The 21199-nt window shown below is 45.0% G+C and carries 15 protein-coding genes; 9 read left to right on the forward strand and 6 right to left on the reverse strand.

The annotated features are described in order from the left end of the window. Positions 1-2 precede the first annotated feature (2 nt). Positions 3-3170, reverse strand: coding sequence for a DUF3427 domain-containing protein (locus tag MZ182_RS18820; RefSeq protein ID WP_248067979.1), 3168 nt, complete (start codon positions 3168-3170; stop codon positions 3-5). 222 nt (positions 3171-3392) lie between these two features. Beyond that, entirely contained in the window at positions 3393-4508 is a 1116-nt protein-coding gene (locus MZ182_RS18825; protein ID WP_248067954.1) for a Fic family protein, read from the reverse strand. Between the two features lie 312 nt (positions 4509-4820). Here MZ182_RS18825 and MZ182_RS18830 point away from each other — a divergent pair, with 312 nt between their 5' ends. Next, the gene (locus tag MZ182_RS18830; protein ID WP_248067950.1) at positions 4821-5654 is read left to right on the forward strand and encodes a sulfotransferase family protein; all 834 of its coding nucleotides are present in this window, start codon (positions 4821-4823) and stop codon (positions 5652-5654) included. 17 nt (positions 5655-5671) lie between these two features. On the opposite strand, the gene MZ182_RS18835 is transcribed toward MZ182_RS18830, so the two are convergent. From MZ182_RS18835 to MZ182_RS18845, 3 genes are all read right to left on the reverse strand, one after another. Beyond that, positions 5672-6769 carry a phosphotransferase enzyme family protein gene (locus MZ182_RS18835; protein WP_248067946.1) on the reverse strand — a complete coding sequence of 366 codons (1098 nt, stop codon included), beginning with the start codon at positions 6767-6769 and terminating at the stop codon, positions 5672-5674. Beyond that, entirely contained in the window at positions 6762-7634 is an 873-nt protein-coding gene (locus MZ182_RS18840; protein WP_011920152.1) for a nucleotidyltransferase family protein, read from the reverse strand. The genes MZ182_RS18835 and MZ182_RS18840 overlap by 8 nt, the downstream gene beginning before the upstream one ends. Before the next feature lie 201 nt (positions 7635-7835). Then, positions 7836-9365, reverse strand: coding sequence for a hypothetical protein (locus MZ182_RS18845; RefSeq protein WP_248067942.1), 1530 nt, complete (start codon positions 9363-9365; stop codon positions 7836-7838). Positions 9366-9618: 253 nt separating this feature from the next. Between MZ182_RS18845 and gmk the strand changes: the two genes are divergently transcribed. The 7 genes from gmk to MZ182_RS18880 all read left to right on the forward strand — a co-directional run bounded on the left by gmk (position 9619) and on the right by MZ182_RS18880 (position 18929). Further along, positions 9619-10242 carry a guanylate kinase gene (gene gmk, locus MZ182_RS18850; protein WP_011791005.1) on the forward strand — a complete coding sequence of 208 codons (624 nt, stop codon included), beginning with the start codon at positions 9619-9621 and terminating at the stop codon, positions 10240-10242. Positions 10243-10300: 58 nt separating this feature from the next. Further along, entirely contained in the window at positions 10301-10579 is a 279-nt protein-coding gene (rpoZ, locus tag MZ182_RS18855) for a DNA-directed RNA polymerase subunit omega (protein ID WP_007651394.1), read from the forward strand. A 45-nt stretch (positions 10580-10624) separates the two neighbouring features. Next, positions 10625-12730 (forward strand): bifunctional GTP diphosphokinase/guanosine-3',5'-bis pyrophosphate 3'-pyrophosphohydrolase, encoded by a 2106-nt coding sequence (gene spoT / locus MZ182_RS18860; RefSeq protein WP_011791006.1) that lies wholly within the window; start codon positions 10625-10627, stop codon positions 12728-12730. Positions 12731-12755: 25 nt separating this feature from the next. Continuing rightward, positions 12756-13139 (forward strand): RidA family protein, encoded by a 384-nt coding sequence (locus tag MZ182_RS18865; RefSeq protein ID WP_011791007.1) that lies wholly within the window; start codon positions 12756-12758, stop codon positions 13137-13139. 239 nt (positions 13140-13378) lie between these two features. Further along, on the forward strand, positions 13379-15043 hold the full coding sequence (locus MZ182_RS18870) for an AMP-binding protein (protein WP_248067939.1): 1665 nt from the start codon (positions 13379-13381) through the stop codon (positions 15041-15043). 179 nt (positions 15044-15222) lie between these two features. Next, a complete protein-coding gene (locus tag MZ182_RS18875) occupies positions 15223-16173 on the forward strand; it encodes a calcium/sodium antiporter (protein WP_248067936.1) in 951 nt (316 codons plus the stop codon). Positions 16174-16514: 341 nt separating this feature from the next. Beyond that, positions 16515-18929: a TonB-dependent receptor domain-containing protein gene (locus MZ182_RS18880; protein WP_248067933.1), complete on the forward strand. Its 2415-nt coding sequence runs from the start codon at positions 16515-16517 to the stop codon at positions 18927-18929. A gap of 360 nt (positions 18930-19289) precedes the next feature. On the opposite strand, the gene MZ182_RS18885 is transcribed toward MZ182_RS18880, so the two are convergent. Next, positions 19290-20414, reverse strand: a complete 1125-nt coding sequence (locus tag MZ182_RS18885; RefSeq protein ID WP_248067930.1) for a DUF1963 domain-containing protein — start codon at positions 20412-20414, stop codon at positions 19290-19292. A gap of 263 nt (positions 20415-20677) precedes the next feature. Between MZ182_RS18885 and sodC the strand changes: the two genes are divergently transcribed. Next, positions 20678-21199 carry a superoxide dismutase family protein gene (gene sodC, locus MZ182_RS18890; RefSeq protein ID WP_011920158.1) on the forward strand — a complete coding sequence of 174 codons (522 nt, stop codon included), beginning with the start codon at positions 20678-20680 and terminating at the stop codon, positions 21197-21199.

The following is a 21199-nucleotide window of genomic DNA, read 5'->3' on the forward strand; positions in this document are numbered from 1 at the left end:
ACTTAGCCCACAGCCAGTTTAGCCGCGTCATGCCACATTACATCAGGGATTGGCTGTTCTAATCGCCATGTAACATTCATGGGTTGTGAACCGTTATGGCTGACATAATGTACTTTACCAAAATTCATAAATCCCATCGTGCGGCCATTTTCATCTTTTGACTGCTCTCGAACAAACAACAACACGGTTTTCCCCTGCTTTTGTTGCTCAATATAACTCAGGCCTCGACCTCGTTCTGGCCGTGCGCTATTTTGCGATTGCCAGTGGAATAGATGTTCACTAATAGCATAGTCATGATACATGGTTGTCGGTGAAAACTGCTTCTCTGATTTATTTAACGTAACAAATAAACACTCAAGGTTTTGCTCATTAATCGCAAGCACACCTTCTCTTGAAGGAGATTTAGCAGCAAACGTGCTTGCACCCATCGCCGCTAAAATCTGCTCGCGAGTATAACGAGAATGTACTTTCAATGCGCTGGGCTGCGGTAATTCCAAATCCATTTCTTGATGGTGTATCCGATTAATCAGTATCGCCAACACAGATAACAACTCTTCCTGCAACGGTTTATTGCGTAACATCAGCAAGCTAGCAGCTAAACTGTTCACATTTAAAGCCGTACCTGACTTATCCCAAAAGTTGTAATGACACATCAAAGCAAACTGATTTTGAATAGGATCCACCCCAGTAAAGACAAAATCATTTTCGCATAACTGTTTGATAAATTTTAAATAGGATAATGATGTGCAACTGAGTAAGTGGAAGTTAATCGCGCGATAATAAGCCTTGGCTAAATCGGGCTGAACTGCAGGTTCTGCAATCTTATTCCCCTGAACGGCCTCGACTAATAAAGTCCATCCACATTGGCCATTAATCTTTATTCGATAAACATCTTCCAAGGTCACTTGCGGGTTAAGGCGTAAAAAATTGCCTAGCGTGAGCGGCAAGTTAGTCTGATGTTTAAAGTTTGCCATTAGACTGGTTAATCGATTGGCATTGAGTGTTGCGCGGCTAATATTGCGCAAAATCATCGACTGCGCTTTTTCCTCAAGTTCAATTCGACACCCTAGCGGGAGATGCGGAAAGTCATTCAGAATTTCATCTTTAATCGACTGATTGGTTTTACCGACTAACGCTCTAAATTTCTGTGAAAAATCATATTCATCGCGTGAATTTCCGACAAAATCTAATATTGTGCAGCACTGCTTATCATCGGTGAGACGCAAGCCACGCCCAAGTTGCTGCAGGAATATGGTCAAGCTTTCCGTTGGCCGTAAAAACAACAAGGTGTCCACTTCTGGAATGTCGACACCTTCGTTAAAAATATCCACCACACACAAAATGGATAATTTGCCACTGACCAAGCTCTGCCGCTTTTGTTGCCGTTCAGAGCTATTATCACTGGTCAGCACATCGGCGCTGATCCCCGCCAAATTGAACTTCTTCGCCATATACTCGGCGTGTTCCTTGGTTACACAAAAGGCTAACGCCTTAATATTGTCTATATCAGTTACGGTTTCAGCTAGGCTGCGAATAATGCGCGTCACGCGTTGTTCATTGTGAGTGTATAAATTGCTCAGCTCAGCGACGTCATAACGACCACTGCTCCAACTTAACTTGCTAAGGTCGGTGTTATCATCGATCGCAAAATATTGAAATGGACATAAATGCCGTTGATTAATGGCTTCTGGTAAACGTATTTCAGCGGCAATGGCACCGCAGAAGTCAGCCAGAATATCGACACCATCATGCCGCTCAGGGGTTGCCGTGAGCCCAAGTAAAATCGTCGGCTCAAAATGAGCTAATAGCCCACGGTAACTATTCGCAGCAACGTGATGGACTTCATCAATAACAATATAATCATAAAAATCAGCAGCTAATGGCAAGTTATCAAGTTGCAGATTCAAGCTTTGGATAGATGCGAATAAATGTTTGTAACTATTAGGTTTATGCTCTGCCACCCATAGCTCGCCAAATTGATTATTCTTTAACACACCGCGATAAGCACCGAGGGCTTGCTGTAAAATTTCTTGCCTATGAGCAACAAATAGAAAATTGGCTTCTGGATGCAGCTTATAAAACCGCGCGAAATCGAACGCAGAAATAATCGTCTTACCCATGCCTGTTGCAGCGACGATGAGATTTTTAAAACGGCCATGAACGCTTCGCTCTACTGCAAGCTGTTCGAGGATTTCTCGCTGATGCGCAAACGGCTTAATGTCAAAATGAAATGAGCTCGATTCAGTGCCACTACCTTTCGCTTCTTTGAGCGCATTGTTTAACTTTTCTTTACTGTTCGAATCACCGCTAAAAAACTCAAATTCGTTCGATTGCCAGTAAGTTTCAAATGTACTGAGTGATTTCTCAATGATATGGGGAATTTCTTGGGTGGTGATCTTAAGATTCCACTCAAGCCCGCTGGTCAATGCTGAATGCGATAAATTTGAAGAGCCGATATAACCGGTATGAAAACCCGTATTCCGTAGAAATAAATAGGACTTTGCATGCAGCCTTTCGCGTTTAGTGTTGTAACTTAATTTGACTTGGGTATTGGGTAAACTGGCTAGAAACTCGACGGCTTTAGCATCCGTTGCCCCCATATAAGATGTAGTGATGATGCGTAACTCTTTACCACTGCGTGTAAACTCCTCAAGTTCATGCTTGAAGATGCGAATCCCCGCCCACTTGATAAATGACACCAGCCAATAGATTTTATCTGATGAGCGGATCTCACGTTTAAGCTCACTCTCAAGCGATAATCCCGCATTACTACCACAAAAAAGCTCACTCTGAGTGAGCCCCGTTAATGGAAATATGGCGGCCGTATATTTAGGTAAATCAGTTGCAATAGGATTTTGCTTGTTAAAGAGAGCCGTAAGTATCCTACCTTGGCTATCAATGAGATTTTCATCAATAAAATCATCATCGTTAATGTGTTCTTTGAGCCACATCACTAACCGATTAGCCAAACTGATTTGATTGATAACTTGGTTTTCATCTGCGGGAACAGAATTAATAACATATTCAATTACTTTAGTAAGAAAATGTGAGAGCCAAACACTTGCCTCAGCAACTTCTAGCTTCCTTTCTCCAACAAAAAATATGTCTTTATCTAGGCGCTTCTCAACGAGTTGAGTAATAAGCTTTTCGTAAATCCCGACCTGTTCCATAGCCAGATATGCCCCAAGACTAACAATCAAAGTTGTAGCGAATATATCACATAACAATTTGATTCAAATTGCGATTTGTAGAATGGTTTTGTCTTTTTCGATAGGGAGTTAATACTGCTTGGCTTTAAACTAATCGATTACTTACGACATAGGCCGTCATTCCACGCGGAAAAGATGTTCTACAGGTGATCATTGAGCACCACCACAAAGGTAAACTTGCCTCTATTTTCCACTCGGCAATAAGTACCTCGTACTTCGGCCGCCGGCGTCGGCTTTTACTAAAAAGCCTTGCTCGACCATTTGCGCAAGATGACGGGTGGCGGTGGCGCGACTCACCTTAGCGACCTTTTGATATTGGCTACTATTAATCCCTAGTTCAAAATCGCCGTCTAACATCCGATTGAGTATTTTGGCTTGCTCCTGACTCAATAAGGATTGATCGACATTTTGCCAATACTGCGTTTTCCGCAGAGTCTTGTTCACATCTGCCATCGCATTGAGTAAGCAATCATTGAGGGTTTCAAAAAACCATACTAACCAAGGAGTAATATCGACACTGCCCCTTTGGGTAGACTCTAAAATGTCATAGTAAGCTTGGCGACGAGCAAGAATACTGACCGACATAGCGTAAAAACGAATTGAGCGTTTTTCCGCTTGCGCCAAAGCCAAATCGGTCAATAAACGCGTAATGCGCCCATTACCGTCATCAAGCGGATGCAGAGTCACAAACCAAAGGTGAGTTATCGCCGCACGGATAAGCGGATCTAAGCCCGGCTCTTGCCGTGAAGCATTAAACCATTCAATAAACTGCGATAGTTCAGCGTCCAAAGTGGATCGAGAGGGGGCCTCAAAATGCACCCTTGGTTTATCAATCCGGCCTGAGACAACTTGCATAGGCGTATCGCCACGTAGCGCTCCACCAATAACGGGGTTAAACAGCGTATAACCCTGGGGAAATAACTGTTTATGCCAACCTAATATCCGCTCAAGGGTTAACTCTGTATCTAAATTTTTTAAGGCATCGAGCATAATGTCAGCCAAACCATCGGTTTGTGCCGTGGTCGGATACGGTTTGTCTTCGGACACGCCGAGTTTTTTCGCCAAGGATGAGCGCACCGAGGCCACATTGAGCTTTTCACCTTCAATGGCACTGGAGTGGATAATGTTAGCGAGCAAGGTGTCGAGTGCAGCATCTGAAGTTAACAGGCTGTCGTCGTGACTTAGCATTTGCTTGCCAAGCAGTTGGCCCTGATTGAAATAAACCTGACGCAGTAAGACATCAATGCTACTGGCATTCCAATGAAATTTAGGCCAATCGACTTGCTGCCAAATCCACATATCTTACCCCGTGAGTCGAATAACAAGCCCATTCTACTCACAAAATGAGTCGATTAACAAACCTATTCGCCTCACATGATGAGGCAAATAATACAGATAATCGCCTCATCTAGCCCAAATGCTTATAGAGTAAAAGGATTTGTGCTGTTGATATGCTCCCGCAGGATGGTGCAGACACACAGACAACAGCTTTGCACTGCTAAAACCTGTGGGCTGCGATATACTGCTGGCGTTGATAAACACTCATATTAAAACCAATTTTGCACATTAATCGCGACAACCACGCTAACTAGAATATGCTGAGCCCATTCCATGCCTGATAACGCAAACATAGCCGCCTCTCATACTCAGGCGCATGGCAGTAGCTATGATGACAAGCCTGCTAAGCCACAGTGCGATTCGATTAAGCTAAATGAAATCGGGCCAAATTTACTTGAGCCAAGAGCAATCGAACCAAGTGCAACCAAGCCGAATGCAATTAAGCATGAGTCGGTAATTACCAAGCAAAAACAGAAGGTTATTTTTATCGGCTTGCCTAGAACTGGGACAACGAGCGTAAGCGTGGCGCTATTGGAGCAAGGGCTTAAAGTGGCGCATATGGCTTTTACCAAAGAAGCCTTTATGCAGGCAGATGCGATTTCCGATGCACCTTGTTTTAGTGATTTCAAGCAGTTAGATGAGTTATTCCCCAAAGCCAAGTTTGTCTATCTTGACCGCGAGTTAGATTCTTGGGTGCCGTCAATGCAGATGTTACTCAGTCGAATGCTGCCACATTTGGATGCAAAAATCGGACGTTTCCACCCAATAATGAAGCGCAGTTTTCGCCATACCTTTGGCGTAGGTGTAATCAAAAACCCGCAGGATGAACAACATCTTATCGATTGTTATCAACGCCATAAAACAGAGGTGTTTAACTACTTTGCGGGCAGACAGGACTTGCTAAGTATCGATGTCAGCCAGCAAGGTGCACTCGGTCAGCTATTGGCGTTTATGGAATTAACCAGCGCCGAAAATCACAATCTGAGTTTTCCTAAGCTCAATGTCGGCCGCAATGTAGCCAGTTGGGATGAATATAAACATCCCAATAAGATCAGTGCTAATGCAGCAGGGCCTGAAAAGCGTAAATACTTTGATTACAAGGTCTAGATTTTTGCAGCTAGAGTCTAGGAATGCTCAACTGCAGATAAGGGATTAAGCTCAAAACACGCTTTAAGTGCCACATCTTGGTCGAGTAGACTTTGATATAAGGTAAACTGGTTGGCAGCGCGATCGAGATTATGGCCTTCACGATGGATATGGAAATACACATCACCGTTAAGATAATCCGTTAAAAAACGCACACCTATCATCAAACAAATCACTCTGGCACCCAACCATAGACTGCGTTTTTCAACTTCGGTCAACACATTGCCAAGTTCACTTAAATACCCACGACAAATCGCGGCGAAGATCGACTGGCGCACTTTAACATTTTCAAGGGCGGTGGAATCCTCTGCCTCGGGCGAACAAAAGGTACGTACCATATCGCCAAAGTCATACATTAGATGACCCTTCATGCAGGTGTCTAAGTCGATAATTGCCATACTGGACATATCGCGTTTATCAAATAGCATATTGTTGATTTTTGTGTCGTTATGGCAAATTCGTAGCGGTAGTTTTGGGGATATTTCAGCTAATTCATCCAATAAGGCCTGTTGGGACAAACCATAATCGACCCAATGGCGGCAGAATGCTAAGCGATGTTGGCTATCGAGTTCAACCGCTTGTTTTAGCAAGGCCATACGTCCTGGCAAATGGTGAAATTGAGGGATTACATCTTCAAGCTGAGTCGCATCAAAATCACTTAACGCCGAGGCAAAATGTCCAAAGGCCTTGGCGGCCATTTCCGCTTCTTTTTCCGATTTAACAACTTCAATGCTATGGCTATGGGGCAAATAACTAATTGCACGCCAGAATCCTTGCTCACCTAAATCGAGTGCTAATTCACCTTCTTTGGTCAAGCAAGGACTCACGACTTTTAAGCCATACTGTTGTTGCAATGCCTTAGCGCATAAATGATGGCTGATTTTATCCGCATTACTCACTAAAGCCTGTGGCGTTTTAAATACTTGTGTATTAATGCGCTGCAGCACTAGCTCACCTGTCGGCCAACGCACTAATAGGGTTTCGTTAATATGCCCATTACCCAAAGCTGAGATTTTTGCTTCCGTTGCATCAATGCCAAAATGAGGCAATACAAACTGCCTGATGAGTTTAATCACTCAGTAACTCCACTAATTTTTGCTTTACCCAGACAGTATCCTGCGGATAGGTGACACCGAGCCAAGGCTCTGAGGCAATATCAACACAAACAGCGACACCTTGCTCAATCCCAGCTTGTACCACGGCTGGTAGATAACATTCAGACTTAGGTTGCTGGCCTTCCAGCGCAATAAATTGACTTAATTCATGCTTAATAACATCAAAAATGCTGGGTGAAAAGCCCCAACATGTCATTGAAACTAAGGGCTGGTCAGGTAATATCGTCAATCCCTGTGGCCCATCGCCCATCAATACCCCTTCACAAGCCTTGATATTCAGCCATTCGACAACGGACTTAAGCTGCCCACGCTCAACTTGACATAGACCACGGTTAACACCGCCATGTTCCGACAGAGTGAGTGCTATGGGGTAAGCCACCATCATCCATTGCGTAGGTTTTACGCTTAGGCCTTTTGCTAATGCAGCAAATGCACTGTCGCCATAAAAATCATCGGCATTGATGACCGCCATTGGCCCTTTAACTAAATGACGGGCGCACCAAAGCGCATGCGCTGTCCCCCAAGGTTTAAGCCGATGACTTGTATCCGTTAGCAGCGCCTCTTCTGGCAGGTCTGTTAAAGCTTGATAGCAAAAATGATACTCGAAATTGGCAGGTAAAAACCGCGTCAATATCTCAGTTAATTCAAGCGCTAACTCAGGACGGATCACTAAGACCGCGCGATTAAATCCGCTTCGAATGGCAGACATAATCGACAGAACCAACATCGGCTCACCTGCTGGCCCTAGGGCTGCCAATTGTTTGTCTCCGCCGAAACGACTACCTAACCCAGCCGCCATAATGACTAAGGTCAATGCTGTATTCATGTTGGATTTCTATTCGTATTAAAGGGATCTCTCTAAACCACGGCGCAATACGCTAATAGACTTAAAATGGCGTTAGAGAAAAAGAAGAGCAAAAGTGTAATCTACCCCTCTGATTGTGGCTAGGGCATGTTGAGGTTTCAGGGTTATTTTTGCAGCGAACAAAAACATAACTTCAACACGTCAACATGCCCTACGATGTCATTAACGGGCTAAATACTGCCCAAATGTGCGGTTTTGTTCCAAGACAGCTTGGCTGCCCTTTAGGCTAAACTTATATCCACATAGACCAATATTACCGCGACGAGCGAGATCAACAATAATAGCCGCCGTATCCAAGGGCGAAAAACGTGCCTCTGTCGCTGAGTCTGCTTTCAAATCAACAGTCACTGGCCGATATTCTGTTCCATTATTAAAAACTAAAGCACCGCAGCTTCTATCTCCCTTAGCCGTTGCTAATGACCAGATATTTTGAGCAGCACCTTTTTCACCTAACCAGCGCAATATCAACACATCGCCTTCTAAAGCGACTGAAAAACCATCGGGTAAATCAAGCATAATCCGCTCAGCAGCCAAGGCTACGCTACCATTATTATTGGCAACCGGCGTATCACCATCTAGCTCATCGCCGCCAGAGGGCCACAAGCCCCAAACCAGTACAACGAATAAAATCGCCGCACAACCAATACCCATAGGACGCCAATAACGACGGTCTGGCATCGGAATTTTAGGCAACACCAAGTAGCGGCGATAAGGTGAAATAAACTCAAGCACGCCACGGAATAACTCCGTCATAGAGCCTGATTCTTTATCCTCAGCACGGCGACGACGCACCTCTTCGGCATATTCTATGCTGTTAAAACCCTCGTGTTCATCTTCCGCGTCAAAACGCCATACAGGCTCATCATTCTGATCCCTGGTATAGACAGATGCTGCATTAGAATTCGTATACTGTAGATCACCCCGCTCAATATCGACCTCGGAAAACGCGATATTGGCCTGCTCGACACGGCTAGAATCGGCAGACCGAAAATCTGATTTTTTATCCATCATCACATCCTGCATGACAAAATCAGCAGGATTTTGCGTCATCCGAGTTAATGCATCAAAACGCAGCTCATCTTGGCGCAGCACATCTAAATCGATATCGGAAATTTTTGGAGTAATAACAGGCTCTGAGTGCACATTGCCCCGACTCGCTTGCAGAGTTGAAGCGGCATTGGGCGAATGGTGAGGCACATCGGTGTCGAGTGGGTTTGTACTCGCGAAAACGGGCGGTGCAATATCTGGTTTAGGCGTTAACATAGGCTCAACACGACGACGTGGCATAGCCTGTGATATAGGTACATCCATTGCTGGGCCATAGTAGCCAAATCGATAATCCACTATTGTTGGGGACGCTAAGTTTCCACCCCAAAAGGTCGCGCCCCCCGCCAGCACTAAACCCAATATGGCAATAAAAGGCGGAGCACCCACAATCAATAACGCGAGATAAACGGGTAATGGTAAGAGCAACAAGCCTGCCAATACTTTAGGTTTATTCGCATCGGCTACACGGCGCAAACTCGCAAACGCGAGTAAAGGTAAGCCTACCAGCGCAAATAAATACATTAAAAAGTGAGGCCCAAACACTGCGGCAGCAAGTGAAATACACGTATACACGCATACACTAATAGCGACAAAACGGGGACGAGAATCACGCCCGCGAAGGCAAAAAAGAGATTTTAACAGCACGGCCCTTCCTTTATTGTTGAATAATTCAAGCGCAAACACGACTATCACTATTATCTGAACATGAGCGTACCGAATTTAGTTGCTGTTGTCAGTGCTTAAGACTCTAGTCGGATAAAAATGCCCATAATATCCTTATAAAACTAAAATAGGCTTAAATTCAAGGCAAACAGCCCCTAGCCTTTATGTGGTCAAAATCGGTATAATGCACGGCTTTCTGGGCCCTTCTTGCGTTTACCAACTGGATATTTAGCTCATGACCGCACGCGGAAATTTATTTATTGTGTCAGCGCCAAGTGGTGCGGGTAAATCCTCGCTAATTTCGGCATTGTTAAAAGACAAACCTGCCGATATGCAGGTTTCAGTATCACATACTACCCGCGCGCCGCGCCCAGGTGAAGTTGATGGCCAACACTACCACTTCGTTAATGTTGAACAATTTAAAACATTAATAGCTGAAAATGCCTTTTTCGAATGGGCTGAAGTATTCGGTAATTACTATGGCACATCACGCCATGTGATCGAACATACGCTCACCCAAGGTATTGATGTGTTCCTCGATATCGACTGGCAAGGTGCCGAGCAGGTTAAAGCGGTTATGCCTGAAGCCGTAGGGGTATTTATTTTACCGCCCTCGAAAGCTGAACTAGAGCGACGCCTGACTGGTCGAGGACAAGACAGTCAGGAAGTGATTGCCAGCCGAATGGCACAAGCGGTATCGGAAATGTCCCACTATAAAGAATATGATTTTATTATCATCAATGATGATTTTGATACAGCACTGGCCGATCTGCGTGCCATCATTCGCAGCCAACGCTTAACAGGTGCTAGTCAGATCCACGCACAAAATGATATGCTTCACGATCTGTTGGCAGGATAGCTGTCATAGTGTACAATTTTGCGTCATTTTTTCCCTAGATAAACTGGAGTTTCAACACATGGCTCGCGTAACTGTAGAAGACGCCGTAGAACAAATCGGCAACCGTTTTGATATGATCCTGGTTGCGGCGCGTCGTGCTCGCCAAATCGCCGTGCAGGGTAAAGACCCTATGGTTGAAGAGATGAACGACAAGCCAACGGTTATCGCCCTGCGTGAAATCGAATTAGGCTTAGTTAACGCTCACACCCTAGATGCTGATGAGCGTCAAACGGTACGTGAACGTGAAGCTGCTGAAATTGCAGCGGTTGCAGCCATTGCTGAAGGCCGTTCATTATAAGCATTATTGCGTAAACACCTGTGTAGGTAAAAGGAGAGCTGCCACTTGTATCTGTTTGAAGGTCTAAAGGAGTCTGCTTCCGGTTACTTAGAACCTGAACAGGTAGAATTACTCAAGCAGGCGTACCAGATTGCGCGTGATGCCCATGAAGGGCAAATGCGTACTAGCGGCGAACCTTATATTACTCATCCGGTTGCGGTTGCTCGCATCCTTGCCGAAATGCGTCTCGACCACGAGACGCTGATGGCGGCTCTGCTCCACGACACTATCGAAGATACGCATGTCACCAAAGAAGACTTGGCAGAGCGCTTTGGTGAGTCTGTGGCAGAGCTGGTCGAAGGTGTGTCAAAACTCGATAAGCTTAAATTTCGCGATAAGAAAGAAGCGCAAGCCGAAAACTTTCGTAAAATGATGATGGCGATGACGCAGGATATCCGCGTTATCCTCATCAAGCTTGCCGATCGCACCCACAATATGCGTACCTTAGGCGCACTACGTCCAGACAAACGTCGTCGTATCGCCCGCGAAACCTTAGAAATCTACGCGCCCATCGCTAATCGTCTTGGTATCCACAATATCAAAACCGAGTTAGAAGACTTAGGTTTTCAAGCTTATTATCCAATGCGATATCGGGTGCTTAAAGAAGTGGTTAAAGCCGCCCGTGGCAATCGCAAAGAATTAATTCAAGGCATTGAAGCCGCTGTATATACCCGCTTAAACGATGCAGGTATTCCGGGCAAAGTGAAAGGTCGAGAAAAAAATCTTTATTCCATCTATAACAAGATGCAGAGTAAAGAGCTGCAATTCCAAGAAGTCATGGATATCTACGCCTTCAGGGTGATAGTCGATTCCATCGATACTTGCTACCGCGTACTCGGCGCCATGCATGGCCTTTACAAGCCTCGTCCCGGTCGTTTCAAAGATTATATCGCTATCCCTAAAGCCAACGGTTATCAGTCACTCCATACCTCCTTGTTTGGCCCACACGGCGTCCCCGTTGAAATTCAAATTCGTACCGAAGATATGGATCAAATGGCAGACAAAGGGGTCGCTGCACACTGGGCCTACAAAGGCGGTGCTGAAGCCGGTCAAGGTACAACCACCCAAGTACGCGCCCGCAAGTGGATGCAAAGCTTGTTGGAATTACAACAAAGTGCCAGTACCTCATTCGAATTCGTTGAGAACGTGAAAACAGAACTCTTCCCCGAAGAGATTTATGTGTTCACCCCCGAAGGTCGCATTTTGGAATTACCCGTCAATGCCACCGCGGTCGATTTTGCCTACGAAGTCCACACTGATGTCGGTAATACTTGCGTAGGTGCCCGCGTGAATCGCCAAGCTTACCCGCTCAGTCAGCCATTAATTTCAGGTCAAACCGTTGAAATTATTACGGCTAAAGGTGCTCGTCCGAATGCGGCTTGGCTTAACTTTGTAGTTACAGGTAAAGCCCGAGCCAAAATTCGCCAAGTGCTTAAAAGCCTTAAAGGTGACGATGCGATCGCACTGGGTCGCCGTTTGCTAAACCATGCGCTGGGCAAAACTAAGCTCGACAGTATTCCACCAGAGCAAATTGAAAAAGTGGTGCGTGATACTAAGCACGCTAACCTTAACGCCTTACTCGCCGATATCGGTCTTGGTAATGCGATGAGCATCGTTATCGCCCAACGTCTAATTGGCGATAACCTTGAAAATCAAGAGAGCCGCGATGCGCACTTGATGCCAATCCGTGGCGCCGAAGGTATGCTAGTCACCTTTGCAAACTGCTGTCGCCCCATTCCTGGCGATGCCGTTATCGCCCACGTGAGTCCAGGTAAAGGCTTAGTGGTGCATATGGAAAACTGCGCCAATATTCGCGGTTACCAAGGTGAACCTGATAAATACATTCCTGTACAATGGGATAATGTTGAAGGCGTTGAATATCAAGCAAATCTGCGGGTTGAGATCGTCAATCACCAAGGCGCACTGGCAAAAATCACCTCGATCATTGCCGCCGAAGGTTCTAACATTCATAATCTCAGCACTGAAGAACGTGATGGCCGCGTGTATCTGATTAACCTGCGTATTTCGGTGAAGGACAGGATCCATTTAGCCAACGTGATGCGCCGTATCCGGGTACTTCCTGAAGTGTTACGTACATCCCGTAATCGTTAATTCATTCAATATTAGAGAGAACGTCATGGCAGAAAAAATCATTATAGCGACCGACAATGCCCCTGCGGCCATCGGCACCTATTCGCAGGCCGTTAAAGTCGGTAGTACAGTGTATTTATCAGGCCAGATCCCACTCGTGCCAAGCACAATGCAAATTGTCAGTGATGATTTTGAGGCCCAGGTTGTACAAGTATTTGAAAACTTAACGGCCGTCTGCAACGCAGCAGGTGGGTCAATTAACGATATCGTTAAGCTCAATATCTTCCTGACTGATTTAAGCCACTTCGCTAAAGTGAATGAAATCATGAGTCGCTACTTCAGCCAACCTTATCCTGCTCGCGCCGCAATTGGTGTAAAGCAGCTGCCTAAGGATTCACAGGTTGAAATGGACGGCGTGATGGAGCTGTAAGCCCGAGCCTGCCTTACTAAACAAAAGCGCTACGGCGCTTTTTTGTTGCTCTTTTGACCCACATCATCAGCTCCGACCTCCCCCTAACTTCATCTTTATTTCATACTTCACTTATAGATTTCATCCTACATTTAAAAAATTTGCAATCTTGTAAACTATTTGCGCAGCATCACAAAACTCGCCATACTGATACTTAAAGTGATGGGGTAAAAATAACAATAAAGAACAGGGAATTGCCTATGGATACTGCGATTAAGACACCAATCGAAATGCTGGCACACTGGGCTAAAGCTCGTGGGGATGAAGTCTATTTGCGCCAACCAATCAAGGGACAATACCTTGATTTTACGTGGGGTGAAGTGCAAGAGAAAGTGCAGCAATTAGCGGGTGCGCTACGTCACTTAGGATTTGAGTCTGGCGATAAAATTGCCGTCTTATCTAAAAACTGTGCAGAGTGGTTTATCACCGATCTCGCCTTGATGCACGGCGGCTATATCAGCGTGCCAATTTACCCGACCGCCAACCCTGATACCATACGTTATGTGCTACAACACAGTGGGGCTAAAGCCATTTTTGTCGGAAAGCTCGATCATTGGGCCGATCAAGAAGCTGGGGTTGGCGGAGAATTATTACGCCTAGCAATGCCCTACGACACTATGCCCGCCCAATATCAATGGGAACAATTGCTAAATCTAGGTCATCCTTTAATTGAAGCTCCCCTACCTAAGCTAGATCAAGTGATGACATTGATCTACACCTCAGGTTCGACAGGGCAGCCTAAAGGTGCCATTCAAACCTTTGCTAGCTACGGCTGGACCTGTAAAGCCGTTGTACGTGACTTACGCACCGATGGTGATGATAGACTCTTATCCTATCTGCCATTAGCCCATATCACTGAACGCGTTGCGATTGAAGGCTCATCCTTTTATTCGGGTAGCTCCGTTGCCTTTGTCGAAAGCCTCGACTCCTTTGTCGCCGATGTGCAACGGGCTAAACCTACAGTCTTTTTCTCCGTACCTCGTTTATGGAGCTTATTCCAGAAAAATATCATCGATAAAATTGGCCTAAGCAAACTCAATCTATTACTTAAAATTCCGCTACTTAGCAGTTTTGTAAAATACAAAATTCACAAGGGATTAGGTTTAAACCATTGTCGCTTGCTCGGCTCAGGATCTGCGCCTATTCCACCATCATTGATCCACTGGTATCACAATATTGGCCTCAATATTTGTGAGGCTTGGGGAATGACGGAAAACTGCGCCTATTCGATTATCAACTATCCCTTTGATGCCCGTAAAATTGGTACTGTTGGACGTCCAATACAGGATTGCTTAATACGCCAAGGGGACGATGGCGAGTTACTGATCAAAAGCCCCGGTTTAATGACCGCCTATTATTTACAACCCGAAGCGACTGCGGCAGCCTTCGATGCCGATGGTTTTTTCCATACTGGCGATTTATGTGCCATCGATGCCGATGGCTGCGTGACTATTACTGGTCGTGTTAAAGACAATTTTAAAACCGCCAAAGGTAAATATGTCGCGCCAGTTCCTATTGAACGTAAATTAGCTCAGGATCCCTATGTTGAACTGATTTGCGTTATTGGCTCTGGTTTGCCACATCCTGTCGCACTGGTACAACTATCAGAAGGGGCAAGCCTACAAGCCCGTGAAGAAGTGAGAGTCTCACTGAAAGCAACACTCGACAGTGTTAACCCACACTTAGAGTCCCATGAACATGTCGATGCAATTATCGTGGTCAGTGATCCTTGGACAATTGAGAATGATGTACTCACCCCTACCCTCAAAATCAAACGTCATGTGCTTGAAAAAGCCTTTAGCGAACGAGTCGATGGCATTAGAGGCGCTAAAATATGTTGGGAAGATGAGATTTCTATTAAATAACTTTCCAAAACAGTGATATAGAAAACTTTTTTATCACTAAATCAAAGCACGCGATGGAGCGTGCTTTTTTATGACATATTCTGTCAAACAGTGTTAAAACCACGTATCATGTATGGCTGTCGGTTAAGGTGTCCACACCTCAATTAATTCACTTAATCAAGATCAAACAGAGTCTAAAAATGCTCATTGCACTTTCAATTATTGGTGGTTTTATTATTTTAACCTTAGGCGCAGAAGCCCTAGTTCGCGGTGCAAGTTCAATTGCCCTGCGTTTAGGTATTACGCCGTTAATTATTGGCTTAACTATCGTTGCTTTTGGTACAAGTGCGCCAGAGTTAGCGGTCAGTGTTAAATCCGCATTAGCAGGTAACAGCGGCATAGCCCTAGGTAATGTCATAGGATCAAACATTGCCAACATTGGTTTGATTTTAGCGATCACCGCGCTGATCCGTCCCATCCAAGTACAATCCCAAATTGTAAAACGGGATATTCCCCTGATGATCTTAGCCTCTATGTTGTTTTGGGGATTATTACTAGACGGTGAACTCAGCCTCATTGATGGCGTAGTGCTACTTTCACTGTTGGTAGGCTATTTAGTGTTTAGTTACATCAGTTCAAAAAACACTAAGGATGCCGATGCCGAGGTCATTGAAGAAGGCCCTAAAAACCCACTGTTATCAATTTTATTTATTTTAGTGGGCATCAGTATGTTAGTCGGTGGTGGAATTTTATTTGTGAATGGCGCCGTTGATCTGGCTAAAACCTTCGGCGTGAGTGAAGTGATTATCGGCTTAACGATTGTCGCGATTGGCACCAGTATGCCGGAATTAGTTACCTCTGTTTTAGCAGCACTAAAAGGTGAAAGTGATATTGCTATCGGTAATGTCGTAGGCTCTAACCTTTTTAATATCTTAGGTATTTTAGGTGTCACCGCCATAGTTCACCCAGTATCGGCTCTGGGTTTTCAATCCTTCGACTTTACCGTAATGTTAGCTTTAGCCGTAATAATACTGCCCTTCGCTTGGACAGGTTTACGCATCGGCCGTAGAGAAGGCGCAGTTTTGTTGCTGAGCTATCTAGGTTATATGGGTTACTTAGTAAACCAAGCAAGTATGCAATCTTTAGTCTAAGCCATAAATTGTGTTAACTAAAAACACCGGAGCCACTCCGGTGTTTTGCTATCTGTACTTTATATTAGCTTGTTACCTAACGTATTTATCTCTTCGTAATACATTCTAATACTCATTCTTAACCTGTGTAGGTTAGCCATCTGCGCTAACTGTATCCCTTTGTAGTCAGCCGTTCATCTCTAGCGATACTTCCCAGTAGATCAGGAGCAATTTCAAAAAACATAAATGTTATTTCTGTGGAATTCAACTTTTGATTGATCTTGCTAATGTTAATCATTATCATTCGCAAAATTATTTGTAAGTTACATTTGTGAATTAAGTTTACTAAACAGGAGAGGTTTATGTTATTTCGTCAAACTTGCTTGGCCGCTGCCATTACCGCTGTTTTTGCTGGTAATTTCGTCCAAGCTGAAGAGGCCCCAGACAGAAAAATGGAAGTTATCGTTGTTACCGCCTCTGGATATGAACAGAAATTAGTTGATGCACCAGCCAGTATTTCTGTTATCACCCAAGAAGATTTGATGATAAAACCTTATACCACTCTCCTAGATGCAGTACGTGACTTGGAAGGGGTTGATATTGGTGAAACCCGTGATAAAACAGGACAAGGAACCATCAGCCTACGAGGTATGGGATCTGACTATACCCTGATCCTCGTCGATGGTAAGCGTCAGAACAACCATGGTGATATTTATCCAAACAGTTTTGGCGGCAACCAATTTGGCCATGTGCCACCACTTGATGCAATTGATCGAATTGAAGTTATTCGTGGACCTGCATCAACACTATACGGCGCCGATGCGCTAGGGGGCGTGGTGAATATCATCACGAAAAAAGTGGGGGACGAATGGTCAGGCTCGGTCACCCACAGTCGCACTCATCAAACAAATGATGCCTATGGCGAAGATATCACTACCGATTTCAGCGTGATGGGACCACTTATTAAAGGCGTCCTTGGACTCTCTGTCCATGGCAGTATTTATGATCGTATGGGGTCAACACCTGAGTATGCTCCCGTCAATTATCCGAATGGAGAAGTGCGTACCCGCTCACTCGGTTTTGGAGGCGGAGGCAAAACCGTTGATAATGAAAACCATATGCTCGGTGGGAGCTTAAGTTGGACACCCAATGAACATCATAAAATTTGGTTTGACTTAGATTCATCCTCACAGGAATACGACAACACGCCATTAATCAATGCGAACGGTGAACGTGAGTATCCTCTTGGCACAGTTGATAATCTAGAAAGCCTTTGGGTAGCAAGTAATTTCTGTAAAGGTGGTGTAGGTTCCCGTGAGGCCGCCTGCCTTGCCAGTGGTGGAGAATGGGCAAGACGGTCTAATCCAAGAGTTGGTTATAGCGAAACTCAAAAATTTACCCGTGATGCTTGGGCATTAACCCACGAAGGAGCTTGGGATTTTGGAACAAGTTTCGTTTCACTGTCATATGTCGATACGCAAAACCATGGCCGTACACTCCCATTTACCACTGCTGAACGGGCATTGTTACTGCAAATGATTGATGGTAAAGGGGTCTACACAGGTATGACAGAAGCAGAGCGTAAAGCAATTGTCTCATCGACCTTCCTGCCTAGACCTAAACGTGAAATGGCAAGCAACCAATATACACTGGATATGAAACTCGACATTCCATTTGAAGCTGCTGGCAATCATGTCGCGGTAACAGGTGCGCAGGTGATACGAGGAGAATTAAAAGACGGCGTATTTGGTATGGAAGAAGGTACGCCAGGCGCAGTACAAGAACACAATATGTGGTCTGTTTTTGCTGAAGATACCTGGAGCATGACCTCTGATTTATCTGTTACTGCGGGTTTACGCCATGATGACCATGAAATATTTGGCAACCAACTCAGTCCACGTCTATATGGCGTTTACACCATTAATAATGAGTGGACGGTAAAAGGTGGAGTGAGCACTGGTTTTAAAACACCTAAAACCACGCAATTATATGATGGTGTCGTTGGTTTTGGTGGCCAAGGAACCTCACCACAGTTTGGTAACCCAGATCTGGAAGCGGAAACCAGTGTCTCTAGTGAAGTGGCTTTATACTGGTCACATCCTGATGGTCATAACTTCAACGTAACCGTCTTTAAAAACGATTTTGACGATAAGATTGCTTCACAACCTTGTGGTACAGGTACAAGTATCGAATGTTCCGATGCGGGTGAATATGCTGATTTGGGCTATGCGGTTAGCACCAAGACAGTGAATATTGACAAGGTGACTATTCAAGGGGCTGAGCTAGCCGGACGTTGGGAAATCCTTGATGCCTTAACCTTTAATGCTAACTATACCTACACTGATAGCGAGCAAAAAAGCGGAGCAGAGCAAGGTCGGCCACTTGGCAACAGCGCTAAGCATATGGCAAATGCGACCTTAAAATGGGAGATAACCGATTCAGTTAATGTATTTTTGACCTCAGAATATCGCGCCAAACGCTATCGTTCTTGGGATACGATTAATGATGCCCCACTCTATTACAAAGGCTACAACGTATTCCACCTCGGCGGTTCTTATCAGGCAAGTGAGTTTGTCACCTTTAATATGCGAATCAACAACTTGTTTGATAAAGATTTTACAACATACGATATTGTCTTTACCGAATGTAGCGATACTAGCGCAACTTGTGTTTCTGACGATAATGGCCAAAACGGGTACACAGCATCCTACGTTGATGACTATAACAACAAAGATAAAGCCCGTAATCTCTGGGTTAGTATGAATGTACGCTTCTAATTGAATCGTTGAATTAGCCATTATTCAATCATAAGTGACTGAACAAAAAAGAGTTACGCTTAATAAGAGGGTAACTCTTTTTTATCGTGAACTCATAGGGCGTGTTGACGTTTCGAGATTAAATTTTGTTCGCTCTGGCAAGCTCGTGATCGCGAAACGAGGAGTGACGTGTAGTTATTCTACTCAAATGACGAGTGACAAAGAGCAAGAGCTTGCCAGACGAACCCTTCGGGCAGCGTTTGGCTGGCGTTTTTGCTTCGTTATCGCCCGTTTATGTAGAATAACTACACCGCACGGGCTTTACCTTGCATAAAAGCCAGCCAACTCACTGCAAAAATACCCCTGAAACGTCAACACGCCCTAATCATATATGCAGTAAATGCGCTCAAATTGACCCAACGCGAGATCGTCCCGGTGGATAATAAAATTCAACCGCATAGAATGCTCACTATAGACAACTTTGAGCAGCACCAGATAATCTTCGGCATTGCCGCCTAACTCAGCCGCGGCGTGGAGTTCCGGGGCTTTATAGCGGCTATCTCCATGGCCATTAATGCTGGCGATACCATCGTAATGCGGCAGCGGCTGCTCGGGGACGAGCAATGCCTGCAAGTTGGATGACCGCCACCCGGGCAATGCAGCCCATTGCGGTTGAGTGAGAATCTGACCGGGGATTAACCCCTGCATATTCATTTGCATCAGCTCATAGCCCTTGAGCTGATCTTGCCACTCAGATGCCAATTCGTCATCCACAACCTCAAGGGTTTGTAGCACCATAGCTTGCTGCTGTTCAGGTAGCGCTTGTAAACGTGCCTTGGCTAACTTTAATAAATGCGGGTTGTCACTATTAATCATGTCAGGGGCAATCATCTTAATGCTGGCAATCCCGTGGAGTTGATAAGCTGTCTCATACTCATAGTTTCCACATACAGAATCGTCGAACTTAAGATCGGCAATACATTTTCCAGAGTAAAGTTGCTGATCCTCAGCGACATAATAGACGTGACCGCGAAGCATTTCCGAGAAACGCCAACGCTCCAAAAAGAACAACAATCGGCCCTCTCTGGGCAAGTAGGGTTGTAACGCTTTCAGTTCACTACAATTAAGCTGCGCGATAAATTGCATGGGAACGTGAAAGGCTTGCGCAGCCTCGTCCCAATGGTAATTCTCTTCAGCCCAATCTTCCCGCCAATGCTCCTCGATATATTCGCGAGTATGGTCGAATTCCTCAGCGTAAGCATCCAGCATCTCCTCCCGTCCAACCAAAGTCACCGGATAATCCATGCCGACAGGCAAATCCGGTAATCCACCCAGCCGGCTGTTACCTAACTTGGCATAGTGTTCGATTGCACAGGGATAGAGATCGACACTACTGCGAATAAACGCCGAGAGCGTATGGGCAAGATGCGGGTCTTTAAACTGCGCCAGCTTTTGCTCTAACAACTGCCGACGAATGGGGGAATTTTCTGCTAACAACATATCCATATTTACCTCACGACTCCAATGTTTGCTTTTTATCATTTCTATCAACTATTTGCCATCATCAAATATAATAAATTGCAAGGCTGTCATAGGTTCTGCAAAGCTGGAGTAGCGTTTTGCTGATAAGACGAACAAAAACTAAGACGATAGGAAACTCCTTCCGCTAATTGCTGCAGCACACTAACCCAATCAACACCACCTTGGTTGAAAAATAAGCAGCAATTCTGTATGGTTAAGGCTAATTTTATTAAAAGGAGCACGATAAAATGAACAAATTACACTTAGCCTCGCTCTCAATCTTGTTACTGAGTGGTACCGCGTTTGCACAAGAGTCCCAAGTAACCATGGAGTTGTTGAATGCAGAGGGTAATACTCCAATTGGCACTATTAGCCTAAATGACTCCGAATTTGGTCTTGTTCTCACCCCAAACCTGTCATCTTTAACGCCAGGTGTACATGGTTTTCATGTACACCAAACTGGCAATTGCGAGCCAGTAACTAAGGATGGAAAAACAGTCTTAGGCGGAGGTGCGGGTGGACATTATGATCCAGACAATACGGGTAAACATGGAACGCCATGGTCAACCGATAATCATAAGGGCGATTTACCGCCTTTATACGTCGATGAACATGGCAAGGCCACAACTGCTGTACTAGCTCCTCGCCTGAAGGTCAATGATGTTAAAGGTAAATCTTTGATGGTCCATGTTGGTGGAGATAATCATTCTGATCATCCAGCACCTCTTGGCGGCGGTGGTGCACGTATGGCTTGTGGTGTTATCAAGTAA

This window comes from Shewanella sp. JNE2, from assembly GCF_023159115.1.
Classification (GTDB): domain Bacteria; phylum Pseudomonadota; class Gammaproteobacteria; order Enterobacterales; family Shewanellaceae; genus Shewanella; species Shewanella putrefaciens.